12 protein-coding genes are annotated in these 16,267 nt (G+C 62.1%); 9 read left to right on the top strand and 3 right to left on the bottom strand.

The genetic code is table 11. The features are described 5' to 3' along the window. Nucleotides 1-126 precede the first annotated feature (126 nt). The 6 genes from INQ47_RS12090 to INQ47_RS12115 all read left to right on the top strand — a co-directional run bounded on the left by INQ47_RS12090 (nt 127) and on the right by INQ47_RS12115 (nt 6,637). Complete coding sequence (locus INQ47_RS12090; RefSeq protein WP_252459565.1) at nt 127-1,044, top strand: glutamate/aspartate ABC transporter substrate-binding protein; 918 nt, start codon at nt 127-129, stop codon at nt 1,042-1,044. A 145-nt stretch (nt 1,045-1,189) separates the two neighbouring features. Next, complete coding sequence (locus INQ47_RS12095; RefSeq protein ID WP_021781958.1) at nt 1,190-1,936, top strand: amino acid ABC transporter permease; 747 nt, start codon at nt 1,190-1,192, stop codon at nt 1,934-1,936. Further along, nucleotides 1,937-2,608, top strand: a complete 672-nt coding sequence (locus INQ47_RS12100) for an amino acid ABC transporter permease (RefSeq protein WP_021781957.1) — start codon at nt 1,937-1,939, stop codon at nt 2,606-2,608. Further along, a complete protein-coding gene (locus tag INQ47_RS12105; protein WP_012273899.1) occupies nt 2,605-3,339 on the top strand; it encodes an amino acid ABC transporter ATP-binding protein in 735 nt (244 codons plus the stop codon). Before INQ47_RS12100 ends, INQ47_RS12105 begins: the two co-directional genes overlap by 4 nt. 68 nt (nt 3,340-3,407) lie before the next feature. After that, nucleotides 3,408-5,312 carry an ATP-binding protein gene (locus INQ47_RS12110; protein ID WP_404701763.1) on the top strand — a complete coding sequence of 635 codons (1,905 nt, stop codon included), beginning with the start codon at nt 3,408-3,410 and terminating at the stop codon, nt 5,310-5,312. Beyond that, complete coding sequence (locus INQ47_RS12115; RefSeq protein WP_003254975.1) at nt 5,309-6,637, top strand: sigma-54 dependent transcriptional regulator; 1,329 nt, start codon at nt 5,309-5,311, stop codon at nt 6,635-6,637. Before INQ47_RS12110 ends, INQ47_RS12115 begins: the two co-directional genes overlap by 4 nt. Nucleotides 6,638-6,716: 79 nt before the next feature. On the opposite strand, the gene INQ47_RS12120 is transcribed toward INQ47_RS12115, so the two are convergent. Next, nucleotides 6,717-7,712 (bottom strand): alpha/beta fold hydrolase, encoded by a 996-nt coding sequence (locus tag INQ47_RS12120; protein WP_404701764.1) that lies wholly within the window; start codon nt 7,710-7,712, stop codon nt 6,717-6,719. Between the two features lie 195 nt (nt 7,713-7,907). On the opposite strand from INQ47_RS12120, the gene metR reads away from it, so the two are divergent. Beyond that, entirely contained in the window at nt 7,908-8,825 is a 918-nt protein-coding gene (gene metR / locus INQ47_RS12125) for a transcriptional regulator MetR (protein ID WP_021781953.1), read from the top strand. Here metR and INQ47_RS12130 read toward each other — a convergent pair. Beyond that, a complete protein-coding gene (locus tag INQ47_RS12130; RefSeq protein ID WP_252459563.1) occupies nt 8,809-9,222 on the bottom strand; it encodes an NUDIX domain-containing protein in 414 nt (137 codons plus the stop codon). The two genes, metR and INQ47_RS12130, sit on opposite strands and share 17 nt — an antisense overlap. Before the next feature lie 388 nt (nt 9,223-9,610). On the opposite strand from INQ47_RS12130, the gene INQ47_RS12135 reads away from it, so the two are divergent. After that, nucleotides 9,611-11,230 (top strand): FMN-binding glutamate synthase family protein, encoded by a 1,620-nt coding sequence (locus INQ47_RS12135; RefSeq protein WP_028697979.1) that lies wholly within the window; start codon nt 9,611-9,613, stop codon nt 11,228-11,230. A 36-nt stretch (nt 11,231-11,266) separates the two neighbouring features. On the opposite strand, the gene INQ47_RS12140 is transcribed toward INQ47_RS12135, so the two are convergent. Beyond that, nucleotides 11,267-12,685, bottom strand: coding sequence for an amino acid permease (locus INQ47_RS12140; RefSeq protein ID WP_021781949.1), 1,419 nt, complete (start codon nt 12,683-12,685; stop codon nt 11,267-11,269). A gap of 390 nt (nt 12,686-13,075) precedes the next feature. Between INQ47_RS12140 and INQ47_RS12145 the strand changes: the two genes are divergently transcribed. Continuing rightward, nucleotides 13,076-16,225: a transglycosylase domain-containing protein gene (locus tag INQ47_RS12145; protein WP_404701765.1), complete on the top strand. Its 3,150-nt coding sequence runs from the start codon at nt 13,076-13,078 to the stop codon at nt 16,223-16,225. The last annotated feature ends 42 nt before the right edge of the window (nt 16,226-16,267 follow it).

Here is a 16,267-nt window from a genome sequence, read left to right on the forward strand (position 1 = left end):
AGCAGGGCTTGGCACGAGTCATGCTCTACACTTGGTAGCCGAATGCACCCGCTTCTTGCTGTATTCGTTGAACGAAGAGTCCGCCAACGGCTCCATAAAAAAAACAAACACGTCGAGGAAAATTTGATGCGTATCGTTCGTCAATTGCTGGGCGCAGCCATCGCGGCTGCAGTCATCGCTTCGCCGGCCATGGCCGAGGAGCTCACCGGCACCCTGAAGAAGATCAAGGAATCGGGCACCATCACCCTGGGGCACCGCGACTCCTCCATTCCATTTTCCTACCTGGCTGGCAAACCCGAGCCCGTCGGTTACTCGCATGACATCCAGCTGGCCGTCGTCGACGCGCTGAAAAAGCAACTGGGCACGGACATCAAAGTCCGTTATAACCTGGTCACCTCGCAAACCCGTATTCCGCTGGTGCAGAACGGCACCGTCGACCTGGAGTGCGGCTCCACCACCAACAACGTCGAGCGCCAGCAGCAAGTCGGCTTCTCGGTCGGCATCTTCGAAGTCGGTACCCGCCTGTTGACCAAGGTCAAGGACGGTCAGCCTGCATACAAAGACTTCCCGGACCTGGCCGGCAAGAACGTGGTGACCACCGCCGGTACCACCTCCGAGCGCATCCTCAAGGCGATGAACGCCGACAAGCAGATGAAGATGAACGTGATTTCCGCCAAGGACCACGGTGAAGCCTTCAACATGCTCGAAAGCGGCCGCGCCGTGGCCTTCATGATGGATGACGCCCTGCTCGCCGGTGAAATGGCCAAGGCGCGCAAGCCAAAAGACTGGGTCATCACCGGTACGCCACAGTCGTATGAAATCTACGGCTGCATGGTGCGCAAGGAAGACGCTGCGTTCAAGAAAGCGGTCGACGACGCCATCGTTGCTTACTTCAAGTCGGGCGAAGTCAACAAGAGCTATGACAAGTGGTTCATGCAGCCGATCCCGCCTAAAGGTCTGAACCTCAACTTCCAGATGAGCGACGAGCTGAAAAAACTGATCGCCGAGCCAACCGACAAGGCTGCGGACGAGAAGAAGTCCTGATCCTCAGCAAATAGTGGCCTGGTGCTCACAAGCACGAATCAATTCTGCAGGCCACTCATTAGTGTCTAACCTTTCATCCGAGGGCGCCTTGCGCCCCCGGATGCTCGAAGGTGCCCGTGAAACAACCGTCTGAGGGGAAATCCCGATGAATTACAACTGGGACTGGGGCGTGTTCTTCAAGTCCACCGGCGTGGGCAGCGAAACCTATCTGGACTGGTATATCACCGGCCTGGGCTGGACCATCGCCATCGCCATCACCGCCTGGATCATCGCGCTGCTGCTGGGGTCGCTCCTCGGTGTCATGCGTACCGTGCCGAACCGCCTGGTATCGGGTATCGCCACCGCCTACGTGGAACTGTTCCGCAACGTACCGCTGTTGGTGCAATTGTTCATCTGGTACTTCCTGGTACCCGACTTGCTGCCAGAAGGCTTGCAGGAATGGTTCAAGCAGGACCTCAACCCGACCACTTCGGCACTGATCAGCGTGGTCATCTGCCTGGGCCTGTTCACCGCCGCACGCGTCTGTGAGCAAGTGCGTACCGGTATCCAGGCGCTGCCCAAAGGCCAGGAAGCTGCCGCCCGTGCCATGGGCTTCAGCCTCCCGCAAATCTACAACAATGTGCTGCTGCCACAGGCCTACCGGATCATCATTCCGCCGCTCACCTCCGAGTTCCTCAACGTGTTCAAGAACTCCTCGGTGGCGTCGCTGATCGGCCTGATGGAGCTGCTGGCGCAGACCAAACAGACCGCTGAGTTTTCCGCCAACCTGTTCGAGGCGTTCACCCTGGCCACGCTGATCTACTTCACCCTGAACATGGGCCTGATGCTGCTCATGCGCATGATCGAGAAGAAAGTCGCCGTGCCTGGCCTGATCTCCGTGGGGGGCAAGTAAATGGAAATGGATTTCAGCGAAATCATCCCCGCCCTGCCTGCCCTCTGGGACGGCATGGTCATGACCCTCAAACTGATGGTCATGGGAGTCATCGGCGGTATCGTGCTGGGCACCATCCTGGCTCTGATGCGCCTGTCGTCGAGCAAACTGCTGTCGAACCTGGCCGGTGCCTACGTCAACTACTTCCGCTCGATCCCGCTGCTGCTGGTGATCACCTGGTTCTACCTGGCGGTGCCGTTCGTGCTGCGCTGGATCACCGGCGAAGATACCCCGGTGGGTGCCTTCACCTCCTGCGTGGTCGCCTTCATGATGTTCGAGGCCGCGTACTTCTGCGAAATCGTCCGCGCCGGCGTGCAGTCGATCTCCAAGGGCCAGATGGGCGCCGCACAAGCACTGGGCATGAACTACGCGCAGACCATGCGCCTGATCATCCTGCCCCAGGCCTTCCGCAAGATGACCCCGCTGCTGCTGCAGCAGAGCATCATCCTGTTCCAGGACACCTCGCTGGTGTACACCGTGGGCCTGGTCGACTTCCTCAACTCGGCTCGCTCCAACGGCGACATCATCGGGCGCTCCCATGAGTTCCTGATCTTCGCCGGCGTCGTCTATTTCATCATCAGCTTCTCCGCTTCGTGGCTGGTCAAGCGCCTGCAAAAAAGGATCACCGTATGATTTCCATCAAGAACGTCAACAAGTGGTACGGCGACTTCCAGGTACTGACCGACTGCAGCACCGAGGTCAAGAAAGGTGAGGTAGTGGTGGTCTGTGGCCCGTCGGGCTCGGGCAAATCCACCCTGATCAAGTGCGTCAATGCACTGGAGCCGTTCCAGAAGGGCGACATCGTGGTCGATGGCACCTCGATTGCCGACCCGAAGACCAACCTGCCCAAGCTGCGCTCGCGAGTGGGCATGGTGTTCCAGCACTTCGAGCTGTTTCCGCACCTGACCATCACCGAGAACCTGACCATTGCCCAGCGCAAGGTCCTGGGCCGCAGCGAGGCAGAAGCCACCAAGAAAGGCCTGGCCCTGCTTGACCGTGTAGGCCTCAGTGCCCATGCCAAGAAACACCCCGGCCAGCTCTCTGGTGGCCAGCAGCAGCGCGTGGCAATCGCCCGCGCCCTGGCGATGGACCCGATCGTCATGCTGTTCGACGAGCCCACCTCGGCACTGGACCCTGAAATGGTCAGCGAGGTACTGGACGTGATGGTGCAACTGGCCCACGAAGGCATGACCATGATGTGCGTAACCCACGAGATGGGCTTTGCCCGCAAAGTCGCCAACCGGGTTATCTTCATGGACAAGGGCAGCATCATCGAAGACTGCACCAAGGAAGAGTTCTTCGGTGACCAGAGCGCCCGCGACCAGCGCACCCAGCACTTCCTCAGCAAGATCCTGCAGCACTGACCCGGCCACAGCTTCCGCTGCCAGGGCCCCACCAGGCAGCGGAAGCTGGTCGTTACAAGGCCACTGTGATGAAATGCGACCCCTCGCTACTTCGCCCTGCCAAGCCTGCCGTGAATTCCCGCCTGATCCGTCAATTGCTGTTACCGCCACTGATCATCCTGCTGATGGTCGGCCTGGGAATGGCTGGCTACCTGATCAGCGAGAGCAACGGCATCCGCACCCTCAGCGAAAACGGTGAACGCCAGCTGGAGCTGCACGCACGCACGGTCGAAAGCGAAATCAGCAAGTACACCTACCTGCCGAGCCTGCTGGAGCTGGAAGACAGCGTCTCGCACCTTCTCACCGACCCGGATGGCGGCTCACGCCAGACGGTCAACGAATACCTTGAAGGCCTGAACCGTCGCAGTCGCAGTCGGGCCATCTTCGTCCTCGACACCAACGGCCGAGTACAGGCCACCAGCAACTGGCGCGATGCCGACTCGTTCCTGGGTGAGGACCTGTCGTTTCGCGCCTACTTCCAGACTGCCGTGCGCGGCGAACCCGGGCGTTTCTACGGCATCGGCAGTACCACGGGCGAGGCCGGCTATTACCTGGCCCACGGGCTTGAGGAGCACGGCAAGATCATAGGCGTTGCAGTGATCAAAGTGCGCCTGGACACCCTCGAGGAGCGCTGGCAGCGTGCCCGCCTGGAGGCGTTCGTCAGCGACGAGAATGGCATCATCATCCTCTCCAGCGACCCGGCCCGGCGCCTTAAGTCGGTGCGCCCGCTGACCCCGCAAATCAAGGAGCGCCTGGCGCGAAGCCTGCAGTACTACTGGTGGCCGCTGAACGAACTGCAGCCTCTGGCCCGGGAGACCCTGGCCGATGGTGTGGAAAAACTGACCTTCCCGGCCAACACCGAAACCGCTCATGGCAAGCCGCACGAAGTGGCCTACCTGGCGCAAACCAGGCGCCTGGTGGACACGCCCTGGCATTTCACCCTGCTGACCCCACTGCAAGACCTGCGTCGCGAATCCATGGTGCAGGGCATCCTGGTGGGCGTGGCCTTTGCCTTGCTGGCGATCCTCGGCATTGCCTGGAACGAGCGGCGCAAGGTGATCGCCACCCGCCTGGCGGCCCGCGAAGCCCTTGAAGAAGCCAACAGCCAGCTGGAGCGGCGGATTGCCGAACGCACCGCCGACCTGCGCGCCAGCAACGAACGCCTGAAGGGCCAGATTCGCGAGCGCCGGCACGCCGAGCAGACCTTGCGCCACGCCCAGGATGAGCTGGTGCAGGCGGGCAAGCTGGCCGCCATCGGGCAAATGTCCACCAGCATTGCCCACGAGCTGAACCAGCCACTGGCTGCGCTGCGCACCTTGTCTGGCAATACTGTGCGTTTCCTCGAGCGCGGGGCGCTGGAAACCGCCAGTACCAACCTGCGCACCATGAATGACCTGATCGACCGTATGGGCCGCATCACCGCCAGCCTGCGCTCGTTCGCCCGGCGCAGCGATGACAGCGGCCAGGCTTCACTGGCCAAGGCGGTGGACGCCACCCTGCAAGTGTTGGCCAACCGCATCAGTGCCTGTCACCTGCAATTGCACCACCAGTTCGAGGACCAGCAACTGGCCATCGACCAGACCCGCCTGGAGCAGATTCTGGTCAACCTGATCGGGAATGCCCTTGACGCCATGGCCGCGCAACCGCAGCCTGAGCTGTGGCTGGAAGGCGAGTTGCAGGGCGACAAGTACCGTTTGCAGGTGCGCGACAACGGCCATGGCATCGACGCCGAGGCGCGCAAGCACCTGTTTGAACCCTTCTTTACCACCAAACCGGGCGAGCATGGCCTGGGCCTGGGCCTGACCCTGTCGGCGAGCCTTGCCGCCGCCGCCAAGGGAAGCCTCAACGTCGAGCATCCCGCCACCGGCGGCACGGCCTTCGTCCTGGCCCTGCCTCTGGTTTTCCCCCCTAGCGAATCGGCAGAGCATCCATGAACCAAGCGCCTCTTACCGTCCTGATCGTCGAAGACGACCCGCATGTGCTGCTCGGCTGCCAGCAGGCGCTGGCCCTGGAGGATATCGCCTGCGAGGGCGTAGGCAGCGCCGAACAGGCGCTGGAACGCATCGGCGACGATTTCGCCGGCATTGTCGTCAGCGATATCCGTCTGCCGGGTATTGATGGCCTGGAGCTGCTGAATCGACTCAAAGCCCGTGACCGCAGCCTGCCAGTGGTGCTGATCACTGGCCATGGCGATATCGACATGGCCGTAGGCGCCATGCGTAACGGCGCCTACGACTTCATGGAAAAACCGTTCTCCCCCGAGCGCCTGGTCGACGTGGTACGCCGCGCGCTGGAACAGCGCGGGCTGTCACGCGAAGTGGTGGCCCTGCGCCGCCAGCTGGCCGAACAGAGCAGCCTGGAGGGGCGCATCATTGGTCGCTCACCGGCCATGGAGCACTTGCGCGAACTGATCGCCAACGTCGCCGACACCTCAGCCAACGTGCTGATCGAAGGTGAGACCGGCACCGGCAAAGAGCTGGTCGCGCGCTGCCTGCATGACTTCAGCCGCCGCCAGAGCCACCCGTTCGTGGCGCTGAACTGCGGAGGCCTGCCGGAAAACCTGTTTGAAAGCGAGATATTCGGCCACGAGGCCAACGCCTTCACCGGTGCCGGCAAACGCCGTATCGGCAAGATCGAACACGCCAATGGCGGCACGCTGTTCCTCGATGAAGTGGAGAGCATGCCGATCAACCTGCAGATCAAGCTGCTGCGCGTACTGCAGGAGCGCACTCTGGAGCGACTGGGCTCGAACCAGAGCATCCCGGTGGATTGCCGGGTGATCGCCGCGACCAAGGCCGACCTCGATGCCTTGGGCCAGAGCGGCCAATTCCGCAGTGACCTGTATTACCGGCTGAATGTGGTAACCCTGGAGCTGCCACCGCTGCGTGAGCGCCGTGAAGACATTCTGCAGTTGTTCGAACACTTCCTGCAGCAATCGGCCCTGCGCTTCGACCGGGAAACACCGACACTGGACAGCCAGACCCTGTCGCGCCTGATGGCCCATGACTGGCCGGGCAACGTGCGCGAGTTGCGCAACGTGGCCGAACGCTATGCCCTCGGCCTGCCAGCGTTCAAGAAAGGCCCCAGCGGTGGTGCCAACCAAGGCCTGCTTTTTGCCGAGGCGGTGGAAGCATTCGAACGCAACCTGCTCACTGATGCCCTGCAACGCACTGGCGGCAACCTGAGCCAGGCCAGCCAGGAACTGGGCATGGCCAAGACCACGCTGTTCGACAAAGTGAAAAAATACGGCCTCGGCTGACCTGAACCCAAACTGGAAAGCCTGAGATCGGTGCAGCACCTGTGAGAGCGGGCAAGCCCGCGAAGAAGCCGGCGCGGATTCAAAGCCCTGCGATGTGCGTGACCTCTTGCCTATGCGCCTGCAAATAAGGCAACACCGCCCCCAGCAGCGGCGCCTTGAACGGCTCTTGAAAACGGTGCGCCAGCCCCGGGATCAAGCGCAATTGGCTACCTTGAATATGCGCCGCCAGGTGCACGCCATGCATCACCGGCAATAACGGGTCAGCCGTACCGTGTACCACCAGGGTCGGCACGCGCAGTTGGTTGAGCAACTCGACACGGCTCGGCTCGGCCAGTATCGCCATGATCTGGCGCTTGGCGCCGTCCGGGTTGAACGCCCGGTCGTAGGCCATTGCCGCCTGATGCAGCAACACGTCACGGTCGTCGTGCACTTCCGGGCTGCCCAAGGCCGCCAGCAGGTCGGCCTGCTGCTCGATAGCCACTTCGCGGTTCGGTGCGCTGCGCCGGGCCAGCAACTGCACCAACGCCGGATCCGGTGCCGGCAAACCCGCCGCCCCTGAACTGGACATGATCAGCGTCAGGCTGCGCACACGCTCGGGCGCCATCGCCGCCAGATGCTGGGCAATCATGCCGCCCATGCTCACCCCCAAGACATGAAACTGGCGCACGCCCAACACGTCCATCAGGCGCAAGCCGTCATCTGCCATATCAGTCAGCGTATAGGGCGCCGACACAGGCAGGCCCAGCTTGTAACGCAACAGCTCGAGCGTCAGGTTGGCGTGCGGTGGCACCTGGTTCCAGCGTGACAGGCCGACATCGCGGTTGTCGTAGCGGATCACCCGAAAACCTTGTCGGCACAATGCCTCGACCACGTCGTCCGGCCAATGAATCAGCTGCCCGCCCAAGCCCATGACCAGCAGCAAGGCCGGGTCGCGTGGCGTACCGACGCTCTGGTACACCAGGCTGACGGCACCCAGTTCGGCACGCTGCACCGGCACATGGGCGTCACAGCGCTGTTCGGCGAAACTCGCCGGTACGCTGAACAGGAAGAAAAGAAAAAGCCAAAAAGCCCGCATGAAAGAAACACCAGAATGCAGATCCCCAGTAGAGCGCGAGTCTGATGAATTCTGTTCGGGCGCGCTGCCACAGTTCGGTGACAGTTTCATGACTCCCGCCAGGCGGTGCGACGATCGCCCAGTCGACAGATGTAGCATCATGAGAGAAACTCAACTCATTACCTGGTTCCTCTATTCCATACCCCGGAGTCATCTGTGCTGGAGATCCGTCACCTGAAAACCCTTCATGCCCTGCGCGAAGCCGACAGCCTGGTGGAGGCCGCCGAACGCCTGCACCTGACCCAGTCGGCGTTGTCGCACCAGTTCAAGGAGCTTGAAGAGCGCCTGGGCCTCCCGATTTTCGTGCGCAAGACCAAGCCGATACGCTTCACCAGCGCCGGGCTGCGTCTGCTGCAACTGGCCGATGCCACCCTGCCGCTGCTGCGCGGTGCCGAGCGTGACATTGCACGCCTGGCCGGAGGCACTGCCGGGCGCCTGCACATGGCTATCGAATGCCACAGCTGCTTCCAGTGGCTGATGCCGACCATCGACCAGTTCCGTGATGCCTGGCCGGAAGTGGAACTGGACCTGGCCTCCGGCTTTGCCTTCGCCCCGCTGCCGGCCTTGGCCCGCGGCGACCTTGACCTGGTGGTGACCTCCGACCCGGTGGACCTGGCAGGCATCACTTATGTGCCGCTGTTCACCTACGAGGCGATGCTGGCAGTGGCCAACCAGCACCCGCTGGCCAGCAAGCCTTATATCGTGCCGCAAGACTTGCTCGACCAGACGCTGATCACCTACCCGGTGGAGCGCGATCGCCTGGACATCTTCACCCGCTTCCTGGAGCCGGCCGATATCGAGCCAGCCGCCGTGCGCACCTCGGAGCTGACGGTGATGATGATGCAGCTGGTGGCCAGCGGCCGTGGCGTATGCGGCATGCCGCATTGGGCGCTGCACGAGTACAGCTCGCGCGGCTATGTGAAGGGCAAACGCCTGGGCGAGAAAGGCCTGTTTGCCACGCTTTATGCCGCCGTGCGCACCGACATGCTCGATGCCCCGTACATGCGCGACTTTTTGCTGACGGCCAAGGACACCTCGTTCGCCACCCTCGACGGTGTCAGCGCGGTGCGTTGAGCGCCTGGCGATACAGCGGCAGGATCAAGTCGCGGGTCAGCGGAGCCAGTTGCATGAGGGGCGCCTGATCTGCAGCCAGCCAAACCACCTCCTCGATCTCTGCGGCCGGCACCACGGCAGCGGCGCTGTCGACACGGAACAGTTCGGCTTGCACTTCGAAGCCTGGCTCGTTGGCGGCGGGGGCACTGAACTGGCCCAGGTGCATGGCCTGAGCCGGGTCGATGCGCAGGCCCAGTTCCTCGTGCAACTCGCGCACCAGCGCCTGTACCGGCGTTTCACCGGCATCGATCTTGCCGCCTGGCTGCATGAAAGCCTCGGTGCCACGCTTGCGCACCAGCAGGGTGCGGCCCTGAGGGTCGATCAGCAGGGCGGCGGCGATGCGGATGATGTTGGGCATGGGTGGGCTCGCTGAAAAAATTGACTCGCGAGGATCCCATGGGGTCATTGGCCTGACAAGGCCGGTTATTCCTGTGCCGGCCTGACAGGCCAACTGGGCGTTACGCGTATATGGTCGAGGCGGCACGCGTTGAGCAGGATCGAAAATCTCGATCACAGCACGGCCCCCCTGTAGGAGCGGGTTTACCCGCGAATGCGATGGTGAGGCTCCCGACGCATTCGCGGGTAAACCCGCTCCTACAGCGGTATGAGCTACGCCCAGGCAATTCGGCCCGGTTCGAGAATGATTTGCGCTACCCCGATTTTATTTTGCAGTGCCCGGCAACTTGGCTATGGTCGGGGTTTGCCCCCAGGCCCTGAGCCTGACCGCGCCATCGCAAGGACCCTGTATGAGCCTGTCACTTCTCAGTCGTTATGCCTTCTTCGCCGCCTGTGTGCTGTTCACCCTGGCGAGCATCCCCTTCAGCCACCACGAATGGTTGTGGCCGTTCACCCTGACCACCGGCATCCTCAGCCTGGTCGGCCTGTTCGACCTGCTGCAGCAGCGCCACGCCGTCCGCCGCAACTACCCGGTTCTTGGCAACATCCGCTATCTGGTCGAGGCCATTCGCCCGGAAATCCGCCAGTACCTGCTGGAGTCCGACAGCGATGCCCTGCCCTTCTCACGCGCCCAGCGCTCGCTGGTGTATGCCCGGGCGAAGAACGAAGCCTCGGACAAACCTTTCGGCACCCTGATCGACGTATATGAATCCGGTTTCGAGTTTATCGGCCACTCCATGCGCCCGGCACCGCTGGCCGACCCGGCCAGCTTCCGCGTTATCGTTGGTGGGCCGCAGTGCAGCCAGCCGTATTCGGCCTCGATCTTCAACATTTCGGCCATGAGTTTCGGCTCGCTCAGTGCCAATGCCATCCGTGCGCTCAACCAAGGCGCCAAGCTGGGCAACTTCCACCACGACACCGGCGAGGGCAGCATCAGCCCTTACCATCGCGAGCACGGTGGTGACCTGGTGTGGGAACTGGGCAGCGGCTACTTCGGGTGCCGCACGCCGGATGGGCGCTTCGATCCCGAACGCTTCGCCGCCCAGGCGCGCAGCCCTCAGGTGCGCATGATCGAGATCAAGATGAGCCAGGGCGCCAAGCCCGGCCACGGCGGCATATTGCCCAAACACAAGGTTACCCAGGAAATTGCCGAAACCCGTGGCGTGCTGATGGGCGAGGATTGCATCTCCCCGTCTCGCCACAGCGCCTTCTCGACACCGATCGAAATGATGCAGTTCATCGCCCAGTTGCGTGAACTGTCCGGCGGCAAGCCGGTGGGTTTCAAGTTCTGCCTGGGCCACCCGTGGGAATTCATGGGCATCGCCAAGGCCATGCTGGAAACCGGCATCCTGCCCGACTTCATCGTCGTCGATGGCAAGGAAGGTGGCACCGGCGCAGCGCCCGTGGAGTTCACCGACCATATCGGCGTCCCCCTGCGTGAAGGCCTGCTGTTCGTGCACAACACCCTGGTCGGCCTGAACCTGCGCGACAAGATCAAGCTGGGCGCCAGCGGCAAGATCGTCAGCGCCTTCGACATCGCCAGCGTACTGGCCATTGGCGCCGACTGGGCCAACTCGGCACGCGGCTTCATGTTCGCCATCGGCTGCATCCAGTCGCAAAGCTGCCACACCAACAAGTGCCCGACTGGCGTGGCCACACAAGATCCGCTGCGCCAGCGTGCGCTGGTGGTGCCCGACAAAGCCCAGCGGGTGCTGAACTTCCATCACAACACGTTGCGTGCCTTGGCAGAAATGCTGGCGGCGGCAGGCCTGGAGCACCCGGCTCAACTGGAGGCCAAGCACCTGGTGCGGCGCATTTCGGCCACCGAGATCAAGCTGTTCTCGCAGATGCATGTGTTCTTGAAGCCAGGTGAGCTGCTGACCGGCGAGGTGAACGGGCAGTTCTATTCGCGGATGTGGCAACTGGCCCGGGCGGACAGTTTCGAGCCGCACAGCGAAGTGGCGGCCTGACAGAACGCTGGGGCCGCAACGCGGCCCCACGTCAGATCAGGAGGCGGTACTCGTCGCACCTTGTGCGTCTTTCGGCGCCAGGCGGAGCGTGTAATACAGCACCGTCAGCAGCACCAGGAACGCCGGGCCGATGTACAGGGCCACACGCGTATCCTCGAAGTACGCCATCAGCCCGACCACCAGCACCAGGAAGGCCAGTGCCAGATACGAACTCAGCGGCCACAGCCACATGCGGTACTTCAGTGCCTTGCGCTCGGCAGTGGTAAGGCCGGCACGGAACTTCAGCTGTGCCAGCAAGATCATCACCCAGGTCCAGATCGCACCAAAGGTGGCGATTGAGGTTACCCAGACGAAGACCTTTTCAGGCACCAGGTAGTTGGCCAGCACGCCCAACAGCAACGCGCCGATCGACAGCAGCAGCGCATTGCGTGGCACGCCGTTCTTCGAGGTGCGGGCGAAGGCCGCCGGGGCCTGGCCGTTCTGTGCCAGGCTATAGAGCATGCGCCCGGTGCTGAAGATGCCGCCGTTGCACGACGACAGCGCCGCCGTAATGACCACGAAGTTGATGATGCCGGCGGCGGTCTTGATGCCAAGGCGCTCGAAGGTCATGACGAACGGGCTGCCCTGGCTGCCGATTTCGTTCCACGGGTAAATCGACAGGATCACGAACAACGCGCCGACGTAGAACAGCAGAATGCGCCAGAACACCGAGCCGATGGCCTGCGGAATGGTCTTTTGCGGGTTGCGTGCTTCACCGGCGGTGAGGCCGATCATTTCCACGCCCAGGTAGGCGAACATCACCATCTGCAGCGACATCAGCACGCCAGTCACACCATTGGGCATGAACCCGCCGTTGCTCCACAGGTTGGAGATACCGACTGCGACACCGTCATTGCCAAAGCCGAAGGCAATGATGCCGATGCCGCCAAGAACCATGGCGATGATGGTGACGATCTTGATCAGCGCGAACCAGAACTCGAACTCACCAAAAGCCTTCACCGCCACCAGGTTGACCGCGCCCATGCTGCCCAGCGCCGCCAGGGCCCAGATCCAGCGCGGTACGTCGGGGAACCAGATGCCCATGTAGATGGCCACTGCAGTAATTTCGGCAACACAGGTCACCAGCCACAGGAACCAGTAGTTCCAGCCGGTCAAAAAGCCCGCCAATGGGCCGAGGTAATCCTGGGCATAACGGCTGAAAGAGCCGGCGACAGGGTTGTGCACGGCCATTTCACCAAGCGCGCGCATGATCACCAGGATGGCCAGGCCACCGATGATGTAGGACAACATGATGGCCGGGCCGGCCATTTCGATCGCCTTGGCCGAACCGAGGAAAAGACCGACACCGATACAGGCGCCCAGCGCCATCAGGCGGATGTGCCGTTCGCCCAGTTCACGCTTGAGCGGGCCGCCTTCAGTGGCCTGGCCGTGGGCAGAGTGGTTGCCGACTGGCATAGCAATACAACCTCATTTTGTTATTGGATTTGACCTTCGTGCAGCCGCGACCATGCCGATAGGCGTGGCGTTGGCTTGCCAGGCTGGCCTTGTGAGCCAGCCCATGTACCGGACTAGAGCGCCCGGCAGGGCGAAGGGGGCCAGCAGTATAGGAAGACCGTTGTAGGCGTTTTCACTGTATATATGCAGAAATTTGGCTAGAACTCTGGAGCCGCTATGCGCCCCAAAAATCGCCAAGCACCATAGCAACATCGCCCGTTGAAGAAACCCACACCAAAGCCGCATAGCCCTACGCCGCTTTTCCCTTCTTCTTACAAATTTTTCACCCGATCCGCTCAACGTCTAAGCTTCAGACAAGCAAGACGAAAACACTTGGCCGGATAGAAGACTATGGGCGCACTGTGGCAATCGGAACCCAGCAGAACGGAAGCTCCCGAGATACCTCAGGCCGAGACGCCACAACCTGAATCCCCCCGTCAGCGTCGGCTATGGTGGTGGCTGATCCTCCTCATCCTGCTGGTGGCACTGGTAGCTATCGCCGTTGCCGCGTACGACGAGTTCCGCACCTCCGAACTACAATCGCGCGAGTTCAGCAAACTGGCCGGTACACTGACCTACTCGCTGCAACCTGGTCCCAGCGATGCCATCATCTACCCCGGCGATGGGCCGTTCGACAAACGCCTGGGCTATAGCGCCCTGGGTGAATTCCTGCCACGCCTGCTCAAGCGCGATTACCTCATCAGCGAACAGGTGAAGTTCTCACCCGCACTGATGAACTACGTCGAACATGGGCTGTTCGCTCCCTATATCGAGAAGATCCAGGCCGGCCTGTCGATCACCGACTGCCGCGGCGACACGCTGTACCAGTACAACTACCCCCAGCACCTGTATCCGGACTTTGCGGCGATTCCTCCCGTGATGGTCAACAGCTTGCTGTTCATCGAGAACCGCGACCTGTTGGATACCAACGACCCACGTAACAACCCGGCCGTGGACTGGCCACGCTTTGCCAAGGCCGCCTACAGCCAGGTCGCCAAGTACCTGGCCCTGCCCGGCCAGTCTGCCGGCGGCAGCACCCTGGCCACCCAGCTGGAGAAATATCGCCACTCACCCGATGGCCTGACGGTGTCGGGCGCGGAGAAGATCCGGCAGATGATTTCTGCCAGCGTACGTGCCTACCAAGGCGGCCCCGACACCACCGAGGCACGCCAGCGCATCGTGCGCGACTACCTCAACAGCGTACCGCTGTCGGCCGTGCCTGGGCATGGTGAGGTACATGGCATGGCCGAGGGCCTGCGGGTGTGGTACGGCGCCGACTTCGATCAGGTCAACCAGGCCCTGAACGCCACCGCCACCGACCCCGAGAGCATGGCCGCGCGCGGCCTGGCCCTGCGCCAGGTACTGTCGCTGATGATTGCCCAGCGCCGCCCCTCGTATTACTTGTCCAAGGGCCGGGTCGAGTTGGCCGAACTCACCGACTCGCACATTCGCGTGCTTGCCGCCAACAAGGTCATCGATCAGCCGCTGGCCGATGCCGCACTGGCCAGCAAGGCGGTGTACCGCGACTGGGTAGCGCAGCCGACCATCGTACCGATCATCACCAACAAGGGCATCAGCCTGGCGCGCAACCGCCTGTCGGCCATGCTCAACCGCCCGCTCTACGACCTCGACCGCCTTGACCTGTCAGCCACCAGTACCTTGCAGGCCGACCTGCAACTGCAGGTCAGCCAGTACCTGAAAAACCTTGCCGACCCGGAGTTTGCCGCACAGATCGGCCTGATCGGCGAGCGGCTGCTCACTGCCAAGACCACCGACCAGGTGAGCTACAGCTTCACCTTGTTCGAGCGCACCGCCGATGGCTCGCGGGTACGGGTGCAGACCGACAGCACCAACCAGCCCTTCGACATCAATGAAGGCAGCAAGCTGGAACTGGGCTCAACCGCCAAGCTGCGGGTACTGACCACCTACCTGGAAATTATCGCCGAGCTGCACGACAAGTACGCCGGCAAACCTGCCGCCGAGCTGAAGAAGGTCGAAGTGGCCGAACTCGACCGCATCACGCAATGGTCGCTGGAATGGCTGGCACAGAACAGCAAGAACCAGAGCCTGGACGCCATGCTCGACGCCGCGCTGGAACGCAAGTACTCGGCCAACACCGGCGAAGCGTTCTTTACTGGCGGCGGGATGCATGTGTTCAACAACTTCCGCAAGGAAGACAACAACCGCAACCCGACACTCAAAGACGCACTGCGCGAGTCGATCAACCTGCCGTTCATCCGCCTGATGCGCGACCTGGTGCGCTACGTGACTTACCAGCAACCATACAACCGCGTGGCGCTGCTCAAGGACGACTCCGACCCGCGCCGTCAGGAGTACCTTGCGCGCTTCGCCGACAAGGAGGGCACCAAGTACCTGATGCGCTTCTGGAAGAAGTACCAGCGTAAAACCTCGCAACAACGCCTGGACACGTTCCTCGACAGCATGCGCGTGACCCCACAGCGGTTAGCGGCAGTACACCGCTACCTGTTCCCCGAAGCAGGCCAGGAAACGTTCAACGCATTCGTGCGTGCCCACCTCAACGGTAACAAGAAAGTGTTGGGCAAACTGACCGATGGCCGTCTGTCAGAGATGTACGCAGCTTACGGCCCAGGCAAGTACGACCTGCCCGACCAAGGTTACATCGCCAAGGTTCACCCGCTGGACCTTTGGCTGCTTGGCTACTTGCTGAAGCACCCAAGCTCGACACTGACCGAAATGGTCAATGCCAGCCGTTTCGAACGCCAGGAGGTATATGGCTGGCTGTTCAAGAGCCGCCACCAGAGCGCCCGCGACAGCCGTATCCGCACCATGGTCGAAATCGAAGCCTTCCTCGATATCCACCAGCGCTGGAAACGCGTGGGCTATCCATTCGACCACCTGGTGCCCTCATTGGCCACCGCCATCGGCAGCTCCGGCGATCGCCCCGCTGCCCTCTCGGAACTGGTCGGGATCATCCAGAACGACGGCATTCGCCTGCCAACCCTGCGCATCGATACCCTGCACTTTGCAGCCAATACACCCTACGAGACCAAGTTGATCACAGACCCGGACCGGGGCGTGCGAATTCTGCCGGTTGAAGTGGCGCGTGCGCTCAAAGGCGCCATGTCGCAGGTGGTCGACGCAGGTACCGCGCGGCGTATTTCCGGCAGCTTCAAGCTGCAGGACGGCACGCCACTGGTGATGGGCGGCAAGACCGGTACCGGTGACAACCGAATCGAAAGCTTCGGCGCCGGCGGCCGGCTGATCGGTTCGCGCTCGCTGAACCGCACCGCCACCTTCGTGTTCTTCCTCGGCGACAACCACTTCGGCACGCTGACCGCCTTCGTGCCGGGTCGTACGGCAGAAGCGTTCAAATTTACCTCGGCGCTGCCGGTGCAGGTGCTCAAGGGCATGGCACCGATCCTCATGCCATACCTGCAGCCGGGCAACCCGAATGAGTGCAAAGCGCCACAGGTTGCCCTGCACACACCGCCGCCGACAAGTAATACATCGACTGACTAGATGATAATCATCAGCATTTAACGGCTTGTCTTTAGATATATC

It is taken from the genome of Pseudomonas sp. 3HC3 (assembly GCF_044904505.1).
Lineage (GTDB): Bacteria > Pseudomonadota > Gammaproteobacteria > Pseudomonadales > Pseudomonadaceae > Aquipseudomonas > Aquipseudomonas putida_Y.

Coding starts and splice junctions, on each gene's coding strand:
- INQ47_RS12090 (WP_252459565.1), top strand. CDS start 127: ATGCGTATCGTTCGTCAATTGCTGGGCGCAGCCATCGCGGCTGCAGTC.
- INQ47_RS12095 (WP_021781958.1), top strand. CDS start 1,190: ATGAATTACAACTGGGACTGGGGCGTGTTCTTCAAGTCCACCGGCGTG.
- INQ47_RS12100 (WP_021781957.1), top strand. CDS start 1,937: ATGGAAATGGATTTCAGCGAAATCATCCCCGCCCTGCCTGCCCTCTGG.
- INQ47_RS12105 (WP_012273899.1), top strand. CDS start 2,605: ATGATTTCCATCAAGAACGTCAACAAGTGGTACGGCGACTTCCAGGTA.
- INQ47_RS12110 (WP_404701763.1), top strand. CDS start 3,408: ATGAAATGCGACCCCTCGCTACTTCGCCCTGCCAAGCCTGCCGTGAAT.
- INQ47_RS12115 (WP_003254975.1), top strand. CDS start 5,309: ATGAACCAAGCGCCTCTTACCGTCCTGATCGTCGAAGACGACCCGCAT.
- INQ47_RS12120 (WP_404701764.1), bottom strand. CDS start 7,712: ATGCGGGCTTTTTGGCTTTTTCTTTTCTTCCTGTTCAGCGTACCGGCG.
- INQ47_RS12130 (WP_252459563.1), bottom strand. CDS start 9,222: ATGCCCAACATCATCCGCATCGCCGCCGCCCTGCTGATCGACCCTCAG.
- INQ47_RS12135 (WP_028697979.1), top strand. CDS start 9,611: ATGAGCCTGTCACTTCTCAGTCGTTATGCCTTCTTCGCCGCCTGTGTG.
- INQ47_RS12140 (WP_021781949.1), bottom strand. CDS start 12,685: ATGCCAGTCGGCAACCACTCTGCCCACGGCCAGGCCACTGAAGGCGGC.
- INQ47_RS12145 (WP_404701765.1), top strand. CDS start 13,076: ATGGGCGCACTGTGGCAATCGGAACCCAGCAGAACGGAAGCTCCCGAG.